The following is a 12,289-nucleotide window of genomic DNA, read 5'->3' as shown; positions in this document are numbered from 1 at the left end:
AACGAGGAAGACGCAGCGCCCCGCGCGCTGCCACGCCCCGTGCCGCTCTCGCGCCGGGGCGTTCGTGCGTTCCAGGGCCCTCGTGATGCCGGCGCAACCCCATGCACACGAGAGGAGGCGTCCCATGGCGAAGCCTGACAAGGTCAACGCCGTCGCCGAGATCGCGGACAAGTTCCGCACCAGCTCGGCTGCCGTCGTGACCGAGTACAGCGGCCTCACCGTGGCGCAGCTGACCACGCTGCGGCGCGCCCTCGGCTCCGGCTCGTCCTACCGCGTCGCCAAGAACACCCTGGTGAAGCGGGCGGCCGAGGACGCGGGCGTGGAGGGTCTCGAGTCCCTCTTCGTCGGTCCGACCGCCATCGCGTTCGTCACCGGTGAGCCGGTCGACGCGGCCAAGGCCATTCGCGACTTCGCGAAGGACAACAAGGGCCTGGTCGTCAAGGGCGGCTACATGGACGGCCGCGCGCTGTCCGTGGACGAGGTCACCCGGATCGCCGACCTGGACAGCCGCGAGGTCCTCCTCGCCAAGCTGGCCGGTGCGATGAAGGGCAACCTGTCCAAGGCCGCCGGTCTGTTCCAGGCCCCGGCCTCGCAGGTCGCGCGCCTCGCCGCCGCCCTGCAGGAGAAGAAGGCGGCGGGCGAGCCCGCCGAGGCGGCCGAGACCGCCGAAGCCCCAGCCGAGAGCTGAACACCCACCCGGTAAGTACATCGCGCCCGTTCGACCGGGTGTGTTAGTGAAAGGAACGCCACCATGGCGAAGCTCAGCACCGACGAGCTGCTCGACGTCTTCAAGGAGATGACCCTCCTGGAGCTGTCGTCCTTCGTGAAGCAGTTCGAGGAGACCTTCGAGGTCACCGCCGCCGCCCCCGTCGCCGTGGCCGCCGCCGCGCCGGGTGCCGCCCCGGCCGAGGCCGCCGAGGAGCAGGACGAGTTCGACGTCATCATCGAGGCCGCCGGTGACAAGAAGATCCAGGTCATCAAGGTCGTCCGCGAGGTCGTCTCGGGCCTGGGCCTGAAGGAGGCCAAGGAGCTGGTCGAGGCCGCTCCGAAGGCCCTCCTGGAGAAGGTCAACAAGGAGGCCGCCGAGGCCGCCAAGGAGAAGCTCGAGGCCGCGGGCGCCAAGGTCTCCGTCAAGTAGTCCAGCGCAGCAGCCCGAAGAGGCCCGGCACCGTCAGGTGCCGGGCCTTTTTGCGTCCCGTCACAACCCCCGCGTGCAGGACAAGGGCCATCCGAGTACTTTTCCGACTCGGCGGTAACTTCCGCAGTAACCAGGGCGGTCCGCCGTCGTTGCATCCACTGACGCGGTTCGGCGGGCGGCCGGGCGGCGGAGCACAGGTTCGGGGAGGTCCGATGGGCGCCGAGGTGGTCATCGAGGGTCTGACGAAGTCCTTCGGCAAGCAGGCCATCTGGCGGGACGTGTCGCTGACGCTGCCCCCCGGTGAGGTGTCGGTGATGCTCGGCCCGTCGGGCACCGGCAAGTCGGTGTTCCTCAAGTCGATGATCGGCCTGCTCAAGCCGGACCGGGGAAGCTGCGTGGTCAACGGCGTGGACATCGTCACGTGCAGCGAGGCGAAGCTCTACGAGACGCGCAAGCTCTTCGGCGTCCTGTTCCAGGACGGCGCGCTGTTCGGGTCGATGAACCTCTACGACAACGTGGCCTTCCCGCTGCGCGAGCACACCAAGAAGTCCGAGTCCGAGATCAAGCGGATCGTGCTGGAGAAGCTCGACCTCACCGGTCTGCAGGGCGCGGAGGGCAAGCTCCCCGGGGAGATCTCCGGCGGTATGCGCAAGCGCGCGGGCCTGGCTCGGGCGCTGGTGCTCGACCCCGAGATCATCCTGTGCGACGAGCCGGACTCCGGGTTGGACCCGGTCCGCACCGCCTACCTGAGCCAGCTCCTCATCGACCTCAACGCCCAGATCGACGCGACGATCCTGATCGTCACGCACAACATCAACCTGGCCCGCACGGTGCCGGACAACCTGGGGATGCTCTTCCGCAAGGAACTGGTCATGTTCGGCCCGCGCGAGGTGCTGCTGACCAGCGACGAACCGGTGGTCGAGCAGTTCCTCAACGGCCGCAGGCTCGGGCCGATCGGCATGTCCGAGGAGAAGGACGCCGCCCAGATGGCCCGCGAGCAGGCGCACGTGGAGGCCGGGCACGCCGACGGCACCGCGGGGGAGGACATGCGCGGCGTGGTCCCGCAGCTCGTGCCCACCCCCGGGCTGCCGCCGCGGCAGGGCGAGCGCCGCCGCAAGGACCGGGTCATGAAGATCCTGCACACCCTGCCGCCGGTGGCCCAGCAGGGCATCATCGCCTCGCTGACCGACGACGAGCGCCGCCACTACGGCGTCGGCGGCGCTCGCACCGGTTTCGCCCAGCCGGTCGCGCAGCCGTCGCCGCGCCCGCGGTACCAGCCGGGTCCGCACGACACCCAGGAGATCGCCAGGGTGCCCGAGCCCGGGTGGCCGGGGAGCGGGCGCCCGTGACCACCAAGGCCGCCCGCGGCGACTTCCCCGGCGCCGGGGCGCTGCGCGAGACGGGCAAGCTGTGCGCGCTGGGCATCGACGTCGTGGTGAACACGTTCCGGCGGCCGTTCCAGACCCGCGAGTTCATCCAGCAGTGCTGGTTCATCGCCAGCGTGACGATCCTGCCGACCGCGCTGGTGGCCATCCCGTTCGGCGCGATCATCGCGTTGCAGCTCGGCACGCTGATCGTGCAGCTCGGCGCGCAGTCGTTCACCGGCGCGGCGAGCGTGCTGGCGATCATCCAGCAGGCGGCGCCGCTGGTGACCGCGCTGTTGGTGGCGGGCGCGGGCGGCTCGGCGATCTGCGCCGACATCGGTTCGCGCACCATCCGCGAGGAGATCGACGCGATGGAGGTGCTGGGCGTCTCCGCCGTGCAGCGCCTGGTCGTGCCCAGGGTGCTCGCCGCGATGCTGGTGGCCGTCCTGCTCAACGGGCTGGTCAGCGTGGTCGGGGTGATGGGCGGCTACTTCTTCAACGTCGTGCTCCAGGGCGGCACGCCGGGCGCGTACCTGGCCAGCTTCTCCGCCCTGGCCCAGCTCTCGGACCTGTGGATCAGCGAGCTGAAGGCGCTGATCTTCGGGTTCATCGCCGGGGTCGTGGCCGCCCACCGGGGGCTCAACCCCAAGGGCGGTCCCAAGGGGGTGGGTGACGCGGTGAACCAGTCCGTGGTCATCACGTTCCTCCTGCTGTTCTTCGTCAACTTCGTGCTGACGGCGGTGTACCTCCAGGTCGTCCCGGCGAAGGGGAGCTGAGCATGGCTTCGGCAGCCGATTCCGCGAAGCGGATCGCCAAGCGGGGCTACGACCGCCCGATGAGGGTCCTCGACGAGCTGGGCGACCAGCTCTCGTTCTACGTGCGCGCGCTGGCCTGGATCCCGCGGGCGCTGCGCCGCTACACCAGGGAGACGATGCGGCTGCTGGCCGAGGTCAGCTTCGGCTCCGGCGCGCTGGCGGTCATCGGCGGCACCGTCGGGGTGATGGTCGGGCTGACCGTGTTCACCGGGGTGGTCGTCGGGTTGCAGGGCTACGCCGCGCTGGACCAGATCGGCACCGCCGCGTTCTCCGGCTTCGCCTCCGCCTACATCAACACCCGGGAGATCGCGCCGCTGGTCGCCGGGCTGGCGCTGTCGGCGACGGTCGGGTCCGGGTTCACCGCGCAGCTCGGCGCGATGCGGATCTCCGAGGAGATCGACGCGCTGGAGGTCATGGCGGTCCCGAGCCTGCCGTTCCTGGTGACCACCCGGATCATCGCCGGGTTCATCGCGGTCATCCCGCTCTACATCATCGGCCTGCTGACGTCGTACCTGGCGTCGAGGTCGATCACCGTCTACTTCTACGGGCAGTCGGCGGGGACCTACGACCACTACTTCAACCTCTTCCTGCCGCCGGAGGACGTGTTCTCCTCGTTCGGCAAGGTGTTGATCTTCGCGGTCATCATCATCCTGTCGCACTGCTACTACGGCTACAACGCCAGTGGCGGCCCGGCGGGCGTCGGGATCGCCGTGGGGCGGGCGGTGCGGACCACGATCGTCACGGTCGCGATCGTCAACTTCTTCATCGGCTTCGCCATCTGGGGCACGACCACGACGGTGAGGATCGCGGGATGAGTCTCGGGAAAGTCATCAAGCGGAGGCTGTCCGGGCTGGCGTTCATCCTGATCGTCGTCGGGCTCGTCGCGCTGAGCATCGCCATGTACAACAAGGCGTTCACCCCGGTCGCCTCGGTCACGCTGACCACAGACAAGGTCGGCAACCAGCTCGCGGTGCACTCCGACGTGAAGGTGCGCGGGCTGCTCGTCGGCGAGGTCCGCGGCATCACCCCGACCCGCGACGGTGCCGAGCTGGACCTGGCGCTGGACCCGGACAAGATCGACGTCATCCCGGCCGACGTCTCCGCCCGGTTCCTGCCCAAGACGCTGTTCGGCGAGCGCTACGTCTCCCTGCAGATCCCCGAGGACGCCTCGCCCGACCGGCTGCGCGGCGGCGACCGGATCCGGCAGGACACCTCCACCGCGGCCGTCGAGCTGGAGCAGGCGTTCGAGAGCCTGCTGCCGGTGCTGCAGGCGGTGCAGCCGCAGAAGCTCTCCAGCACCCTCACCGCCATCTCCACCGCCCTCGCGGGCCGCGGCGACGCCCTCGGGCAGACCCTGTCCGACCTGGGTTCGCTGGTCGGCGAGTTGAACCCGCACCTGCCGCAGCTCCGCGCGGACCTGGTCCAGCTCGCCACCGTCTCCGACACCTACAGCGACGCCGCGCCGGACCTGGTGCAGGCGCTCACCGACCTGACCACCACCTCGCAGACCATCGCCGAGCAGCGCGCGAACCTCGACAGCCTGTTCGCCACGACCACCACCGCCGCGCGCGACCTGGAGTCGTTCCTGCGGATCAACCGGGACAACCTGATCCGCCTCGCCGACAGCTCGCGGCCCACCCTGGACGCGCTCGCCAGGTACTCCCCGGAGTACCCGTGCCTGCTGGGGATGATGGCCGACAACGTCGACACCCTGGACAAGGTCTTCGGCAAGGGCACCGACCGGCCCGGCCTGCACGCCACCATCGAGGTCACGGTCAACCGCGGCAAGTACGAGCCCGGCAAGGACACCCCCGCCTACGAAGACGACCGCGGCCCGCGCTGCTACGACTTCACCCAGTTCCCCACGCCGTTCCCGCAGAACCCGCCGGACGGCCGGATCCAGGACGGCGCCTCGGCCAAGCCCGCCGCCCGCTCGCAGCAGGACGGGGTCAACCCGCCCGCCAACCTCGGCGGCACCACCCCGCAGTCCGCCCCGGCCGACGGCGACCTGGGCCTGGTGAACTCGCCGGGGGAGGCGGACTTCCTGGCCCAGTTGCTCGCCCCCGACCTGGGGGTGGCACCGGAGCAGGTGCCGAGCTGGAGCGCGCTGCTGCTCGGCCCCGCCTACCGCGGCACGGAGGTGAGCTTCAGGTGAGGAGCCTCGTCGCCCCGCTGGTCAAGCTGGCGGTCTTCATGGTCGTCACGGTGGCCGCCACCGGCGTGCTCGCGGTGAGCATCGCCAACATCGACCTGTCCGACACCACCACCTACACCGCCCGCTTCACCGACGCCACGCAGTTGCTGCCCGGTGACGACGTCCGGATCTCCGGGGTGCGGGTCGGGCAGGTGGAGGAGGTCGCCATCGCCGACCGCAAGCAGGCGGAGGTCAGGTTCTCCGTGACCGCCGGGCGCAAGCTGCCCGCCTCGGTCACCGCGCAGATCAAGTTCCGCAACCTGGTCGGCCAGCGCTACGTCGCGCTCGGGCAGGGCGCGGGCGGCGACCCGAACGCCGTGCTCGCGCAGGACGAGGTGATCCCGCTGGAGCGCACCCGGCCCGCGCTGGACCTGACCCAGCTCTTCAACGGCTTCAAACCGCTGTTCCAGGCGCTGTCCCCGGACGACGTCAACAAGCTGTCCTACGAGGTCATCCAGGTCCTGCAGGGCGAGGGCGGCACGGTGGAGAACCTGCTGGCGCACACGGCCACGCTGACCACCACCCTCGCCGACAAGGACCGGGTGATCGGCGAGGTGATCACCAACCTGAACGGGGTGCTCGGCGCGATCAACTCCCGCGGCGACCAGCTCGGGCAACTGGTCGGGCAGGTGCAGCAGTTGGTGAGCGGCCTGGCCGAGGACCGCGAGCCGATCGGCGAGGCCATCGACGCCCTCGGCGGCCTGGCGACGACCACCTCCGGCCTGCTCACCGAGGCCCGCGAACCACTCCGGCAGGACATCGCCGCGCTGGGCGGGCTGGTGGACAACCTGAACGCCAACGAGTCCACCGTGGAGCGGTTCATCCAGTTCCTGCCGCAGAAGACGGAGACGCTGGCGCGGACGGTCAGCTACGGCTCCTGGCTGAACTTCTTCCTCTGCTCGGCCTCCGGCCAGGTCGGCATCCCCGGTCTGATCACCACCCCCATCGACATCCCGGTGCTGCCCGCGAACCAGCCGAGGTGCACGACGCCATGAGCCCGATGAAGCCCTTCCGCCAGCGCAACCCGATCCCGATCGGCCTGGTCAGCCTGCTGACCATCGGCCTGGTCCTCACCGCGGCCATCCACTCCGACGACCTGCCGGTCATCGGCGGCGGCACCACCTACAGCGCCGAGTTCACCGAGGCCGCAGGTCTGCGACCCGACGACGAGGTCCGGGTCGCCGGGATCAAGGTCGGCCAGGTGTCCGACATCGACCTCGACCACGACCGGGTGGTGGTCAGCTTCAAGGTCAAGGACGCCTGGATCGGCGACCGCACCCGCGCCGACATCAGGATCAAGACGCTGCTGGGCCAGAAGTTCCTCTCCCTCGAACCCGACGGCACCGAGGTGCTCGACCCGGGCACCCGCATCCCGCGCGAGCGCACCACCGCCCCGTACGACGTGCTGGAGGCCTTCCGCGGGCTGGCCGAGACCACCGACGAGATCAACACCTCCCAGCTCGCGCGGAGCTTCGAGGTCATCACCGAGACCTTCGCCGACACCCCGGACGACGTGAAGGGCGCGCTGACCGGGTTGCAGGCGCTGTCGAAGACGATCTCCTCGCGCGACCGGGAGCTGTCGGCGCTGCTCGGCAACACCCGGCAGTTCAGCCAGACCCTCGCCGACCGCGACGCCCAGGTGGTCAAGCTGATCACCGACGGGAACCTGCTGCTCGACGAGGTCAACGCCCGCAAGAAGGCCATCGACGCGCTGCTCACCGGCACCCAGGCGCTGTCGCGGGAGCTGTCCGGGCTCGTCTCCGACAACCAGGCCCAGCTCGGCCCGGTGCTGACCGGGCTCGACCAGCTCACCGCCATGCTCCAGCGCAACCAGGACTCGCTGGCCGAGGGGATCGAGAAGTTCGCCCCGTTCGCCCGGCAGTTCAACAACGTCCTGGGCAACGGCCGGTGGTTCGACAGCTACATCTGCGGCCTGCTGCCGCCCTCGCTCGGCCCGATCAACAGCTCCGGCTGCCTGGGGGACCTGAAATGAGCACCTTCTCCAGCAAGTTCGGCCGCGACCTGTCCCGCACCGTCGCCCTCGCCTGCGTGCTCGGCCTCCTCGTCGCGGCGGCGCTGTGGTGGCTGCTGCGGGAACCGAACGAGAAGCGCTACACCGCCGTGTTCCCCGGTGTCGTCGGCCTCTACGAGGACAACGACGTGCGGGTGCTGGGCGTCAAGGTCGGCACCGTCGACAAGATCACCCCGCGCGGGGACGTGGTCGAGGTCGAGGTGCTGGTGGACCGGACCGTCGACGTGCCCGCCGAGGCGCAGGCGCTCATCGTCGCGCCGTCGCTGGTGTCCGACCGCTACGTCCAGCTCGCCCCCGCCTACACCGCGGGCCCGGTCATGGCCACCGGCGCGGTCATCCCGCGCGAGCGCACCTCCACCCCGCTGGAGGTCGACGACCTCTACGCCAGCCTCACCAGGGTCAGCGAGACCCTCGGCCCGAACGGGGCCAACAAGAACGGGGCGCTGTCGGACCTGCTCACCACGGCCGCGACCAACCTCGGCGGCAACGGGCAGGCCCTCAACGACACGATCAAGCAGCTCGGCCAGCTCTCCAGCACCCTGTCGGGCAACTCCACCGACCTGTTCGCCACGGTGGACAACCTCCAGAAGTTCACCACCGCGCTGGCGGGCAGCGACGATCAGGTGAACCTGTTCAGCAGGCAGCTCGCCCAGGTCAGCGAATTCCTGGCATCCGAGAAGGGCAACCTCGCCGCCTCGGTCGACCAGCTCGGCCGGTCCCTGGGCGTGGTGCAGCAGTTCATCAACGACAACCGCGGCCGCATCCGGTCCAACGTGGACAAGCTGGCCTCGGTGACCCAGGTGCTCACCGACCAGCGGGCCGCGCTGGCCGAGACCCTCGACATCGCCCCGCTGGCGCTGAGCAACGTGATCAACACCTACAACGCCGCCTCCGGCACCCTCGACGCCAGGGCCAACATCAACGAGCTGACCCAGCCGGTGATCGTCACCCTGTGCAAGCTGGTCCGCCAGGGCACCCCCACCGGGCTGCCGACCACGCTGGCCGACGCCTGCGACCAGCTCGCCCCGGTCGTCCAGGGCCTGGTGCCGCTGCCCACGCCTGCGCAGATCATCTCCGACCTGCAGAGCGGGCGGCTGCCGTCGCTGCCGCTGCCGCTCGCGGGCCAGGTCTTCGGCACCACGGGAGGCCAGTGATGGGCGCCAGGGCAGTCGCCACCAGGGTGGCCGCCGCGGTGGGCGCGGTCGTGCTCACCGCCTCCGGGTGCGGGTTCACCGGCGTCTACGACCTGCCGCTGCCCGGCGGCGCCGACCTCGGCGACCACCCGTACACGGTGAAGGTCGAGTTCCGCGACGTGCTCGACCTGGTCCCGCAGTCCGCGGTCAAGGTCAACGAGGTCGCCGTCGGCCGGGTCGACTCGGTCGGCTTCGCCGCCGACGGCTGGACCGCCGAGGTGACCCTGCTGGTCCGCGGCGACGTCGACCTGCCCGCCAACGCCTCGGCCAAGCTGCGCCAGTCCAGCCTGCTCGGCGAGAAGTACGTGGAGCTGGCCACGCCCCCCGCGGGCACCGCGGCGGAGGGCAGGCTCGCCGACGGGGCGGTCATCCCGGTCGGGCGCACCAACCGCAACACCGAGGTCGAAGAGGTCCTCGGCGCGCTGTCGCTGCTGCTCAACGGCGGCGGCGTCGAGCAGCTGCGCGACATCACCCGGGAGCTGAACAAGGCCACCGAGGGCCGCGAGACCGACATCCGCGCGCTGCTGGACAACGTCAACAGCGCGGTCAGCACCCTCGACGCGGGCAAGGCCGACATCACCAGGGCCATCGACGGCGTCAACCGGCTGGCGATGACCCTCAACGGCCAGCGCGACCGGATCGTCGGCGTGATCGACGGCATCGGCCCCGGCCTGAAGGTCCTCACCGACCAGCGCAGGCAGCTCGTGACCATGCTCCAGAGCCTCGACTCGCTCTCCGGCGTGGCGGTCGACACGGTCAACCGCAGCCAGGCCGACCTGGTCGCCGACCTCAAGGCGCTCACCCCGACGCTGCTCAAGCTGGGCGAGGCGGGCAACGACCTGCCCAAGTCGCTGGAGCTGCTGATCACCTTCCCGTTCACCGACGCGGCGGTCGCGGGTGTCAAGGGCGACTACTTCAACATCTACGCCGACATCGACCTGAACCTGTCGAACGTCCTGGACAACCTCGGCCGGTCCCGGCAGAACCCGCTCGACAGCCTCATCCCCGGCATCGGCGGCACTCCCGCCCCGCCCACCGGCGCCACCCCCGCCCCCGGCACCCCGACGTCGCCGCTGCTGCCCCTGCCCCCGCTGCCCGGTCTCGGCACGTCCGCCGCCCCGCCCGCGGCCGGGGCGCCGCCCACCCCCGCGCGGACCGGCCTGCCCGGCCTGCTCGGAGCCCTTCTCGGAGGCGGTGCCTGATGCTCACCACAACGGTCCGCAGGCAGCTCATCGCGTTCGCGGTCATCGCGGTCGTGGCCGTGGTCTACGCCCTGTTCCGGTTCACCGACCTCGGCCGCGCCTTCGGCTCCGAGGGCTACCGGGTGCGGATGGAGCTGGTCGAGTCCGGTGGCATCTTCACCAACGCCGAGGTCACCTACCGCGGCGTGAACGTGGGCAGGGTGGGGGAGATCCGGCTGACCCGCGAGGGGATGGAGGTGGATCTCAACATCGAGCCGTCCGCCCCGGACATCCCCGCCGACCTCGACGCCCTGGTGGCCAACCGGTCCGCGGTCGGCGAGCAGTTCGTCGACCTGCGCCCGCGCCACGACGGCGGCGAGGTGCTCAGGGAGGGGTCGCTCATCCCCGCCGACCGGACCAAGACCCCGGTCAGCACCGACACCGTCATCCGCGACCTGGACGGCCTGGCGCGCTCGGTCCCCACGGACTCGCTGCGCACCGTCGTCGACGAGCTGGACAAGGCGTTCACCGGGACTGGACCCGACCTGCAGGTCCTGCTCGACACGGCGAGCGAGTTCACCAGGGCGGCCAAGGAGAACCTGCCGGAGACGATCAAGCTGATCCAGGACGGCAACACCGTGCTGGGCACCCAGGCGGCCAACTCCGGCAACATCAAGTCCTTCGCCGCCGACCTGGCCGAGGTGACCGCGCAGCTCAAGGCGTCCGACCCGGCGCTGCGCACGCTGATCGCCGCCACCCCGGCCGCCGCCGACTCGGTGGTCACCCTGCTGCGCGAGTCCGGGCAGGGCCTGGGCGTGCTCACCGCGAACCTGCTGACCACCTCGGACATCCTCCGCACCCGGGTCGACGGGATCGAGCTGGCGCTGGTGGTCTACCCGGTGCTGGCGGTCGGCCCGAAGACGGTCGCCCCCGGCGACGGCACCGCCCACCTCGGCCTGGCGCTCAACCTGTTCGACCCGCCGCCGTGCACCAGGGGCTACGAGGGCACGACCAGGCGCGCGGGCACCGACGTGGCGCCGATCGCGGAGAACACCGCCGCCTACTGCGCCGAACCGCTGGGCAGCCCGATCAACGTGCGCGGCTCGCAGAACGCCCCGTTCGGCGGCAGCCCGGCCACGCCGAGCCAGGAGGACATCGCGGCCAACCAGGACCGGTCGCGGGAGCAGCTTGCGGCGATGGCGGCGAACCTGCCGGGCACCATCGGTCAGCCGGGCAACCCCAGCCCGCCCACGCTCGCGGGCCTGCTCGGCCTGGGCGGCTGAGCGGCCGGTCCACCCGGTACTTGTTACCGGGGAGTCAAACACGGACCTGACCGGCCACCCTCTACCCTGGAGCGCCATGACCAGTAAGGACGAGCGCGACGACCCCGGCGCCGAGATCGCGGACGCGGAGGTCGCCGACGGCGACGGCACCCGCGAGGAGCCGTCCGCGCCCTCCACGGACCTGGTTCCCGAGGCCGACGACGAGCGGGCCGACGCCCCCGGGTCGGACGGGACCGGCGCAGGCGCGTCCACGGCGGACGGGCCCGCGCGGCGCGGCCCCGACCCGATCCTCCTCGGCGCGGGCGCGCTGGCCGCCGTCGCGCTGGTCTTCGCCGCCTGGTTCGGCATCTCCTGGGCCGTCGCCGCGGGCGACGACGACCTGGCGCTCGACCGCACCCGCGACGAGGTGTCCCGGGTCGCCGACGCCGCGATGGTCACCTTCAACACCCTGGACTACCGCAAGGTCGACGAGGGCCTGGACCGCTGGGAGGCCGCCTCCACCGGCGACCTGTACAACGACGTCCACAGCAAGCGCGCCGCGAGCAAGCCCACCATCGAGTCGGCGAAGACGAGCACCAGCGCCAAGGTCCTCAAGTCCGCGGTCACCCAGCTCAACGACCGCGACGGCACCGCCCAGGTCATGGCCGCGATGCTGGTCGAGGTGATCCCGGACGGCGGTCAGACCACCCCCACCTACCAGCGCGTGCAGGCCAGCCTGCTGCGCACCGACACCGGCTGGAAGCTCACCGGGATCGACACGGTGCCGTTCACCCCCGCAAGCTGAGCCGAGAGCCCGTCGAGAGGACCCGCAGTGCCCACGCCTCCGCGCCGCCGCCCGGCGACCCCGCCCGCACGCCGCCCCAGGGTGGCCGGTCTGCGCAGGCCCGCCACCCCCGCCGACGAGTCCGCCGAGACCTCGCCGCTCGACCCGGCGCCGACCCCGGCCGACGCGACCGGCCCGCGCGCCGCTGAGTCCGCCGACCGGGCGACCGACGCCGACGAGACCGCCGAACCCGCCTCCGCGGTGACCGGCGGCGTGCTCGGCGCCCCGGCCGACGAGACCCCGGCCGACGCCACCGCCGAGTCCCG

General features: G+C 71.2%; 12 protein-coding genes and 1 pseudogene. All 13 read left to right on the top strand.

Annotated elements, in window-relative coordinates:
* The first annotated feature begins 124 nt into the window (after nt 1-124).
* Entirely contained in the window at nt 125-688 is a 564-nt protein-coding gene (rplJ, locus tag L6E12_RS06125; RefSeq protein ID WP_236226902.1) for a 50S ribosomal protein L10, read from the top strand.
* A gap of 63 nt (nt 689-751) precedes the next feature.
* Nucleotides 752-1,138 carry a 50S ribosomal protein L7/L12 gene (gene rplL / locus L6E12_RS06120; RefSeq protein ID WP_035279481.1) on the top strand — a complete coding sequence of 129 codons (387 nt, stop codon included), beginning with the start codon at nt 752-754 and terminating at the stop codon, nt 1,136-1,138.
* A gap of 212 nt (nt 1,139-1,350) precedes the next feature.
* Entirely contained in the window at nt 1,351-2,487 is a 1,137-nt protein-coding gene (locus L6E12_RS06115; RefSeq protein ID WP_236226901.1) for an ABC transporter ATP-binding protein, read from the top strand.
* Entirely contained in the window at nt 2,484-3,278 is a 795-nt protein-coding gene (locus L6E12_RS06110) for an ABC transporter permease (protein ID WP_236226900.1), read from the top strand. The genes L6E12_RS06115 and L6E12_RS06110 overlap by 4 nt, the downstream gene beginning before the upstream one ends.
* Before the next feature lie 2 nt (nt 3,279-3,280).
* The gene (locus L6E12_RS06105) at nt 3,281-4,132 is read left to right on the top strand and encodes an ABC transporter permease (RefSeq protein ID WP_236226899.1); all 852 of its coding nucleotides are present in this window, start codon (nt 3,281-3,283) and stop codon (nt 4,130-4,132) included.
* The gene (locus tag L6E12_RS06100) at nt 4,129-5,472 is read left to right on the top strand and encodes an MCE family protein (RefSeq protein WP_236226898.1); all 1,344 of its coding nucleotides are present in this window, start codon (nt 4,129-4,131) and stop codon (nt 5,470-5,472) included. The genes L6E12_RS06105 and L6E12_RS06100 overlap by 4 nt, the downstream gene beginning before the upstream one ends.
* Nucleotides 5,469-6,506 carry an MCE family protein gene (locus L6E12_RS06095; RefSeq protein WP_236226897.1) on the top strand — a complete coding sequence of 346 codons (1,038 nt, stop codon included), beginning with the start codon at nt 5,469-5,471 and terminating at the stop codon, nt 6,504-6,506. The genes L6E12_RS06100 and L6E12_RS06095 overlap by 4 nt, the downstream gene beginning before the upstream one ends.
* A 5-nt stretch (nt 6,507-6,511) precedes the next feature.
* Entirely contained in the window at nt 6,512-7,504 is a 993-nt protein-coding gene (locus tag L6E12_RS06090; protein ID WP_236226960.1) for an MCE family protein, read from the top strand.
* Complete coding sequence (locus tag L6E12_RS06085) at nt 7,501-8,697, top strand: MCE family protein (protein ID WP_236226896.1); 1,197 nt, start codon at nt 7,501-7,503, stop codon at nt 8,695-8,697. Before L6E12_RS06090 ends, L6E12_RS06085 begins: the two co-directional genes overlap by 4 nt.
* Nucleotides 8,697-9,938 (top strand): MCE family protein, encoded by a 1,242-nt coding sequence (locus tag L6E12_RS06080; protein ID WP_236226895.1) that lies wholly within the window; start codon nt 8,697-8,699, stop codon nt 9,936-9,938. Before L6E12_RS06085 ends, L6E12_RS06080 begins: the two co-directional genes overlap by 1 nt.
* Complete coding sequence (locus L6E12_RS06075) at nt 9,938-11,200, top strand: MCE family protein (protein WP_236226894.1); 1,263 nt, start codon at nt 9,938-9,940, stop codon at nt 11,198-11,200. The genes L6E12_RS06080 and L6E12_RS06075 overlap by 1 nt, the downstream gene beginning before the upstream one ends.
* Nucleotides 11,201-11,276: 76 nt before the next feature.
* Nucleotides 11,277-11,984: a hypothetical protein gene (locus tag L6E12_RS06070; RefSeq protein ID WP_236226893.1), complete on the top strand. Its 708-nt coding sequence runs from the start codon at nt 11,277-11,279 to the stop codon at nt 11,982-11,984.
* A 27-nt stretch (nt 11,985-12,011) separates the two neighbouring features.
* A pseudogene (locus L6E12_RS06065) lies at nt 12,012-12,289 on the top strand (hypothetical protein); the annotation flags it as partial.

This window comes from Actinokineospora sp. PR83, assembly GCF_021056305.1.
GTDB classification, from domain to species: domain Bacteria; phylum Actinomycetota; class Actinomycetes; order Mycobacteriales; family Pseudonocardiaceae; genus Actinokineospora; species Actinokineospora spheciospongiae.
Note: the sequence above shows the minus strand (reverse complement) of the source record. Positions and strands in the feature narration are given on the sequence as shown.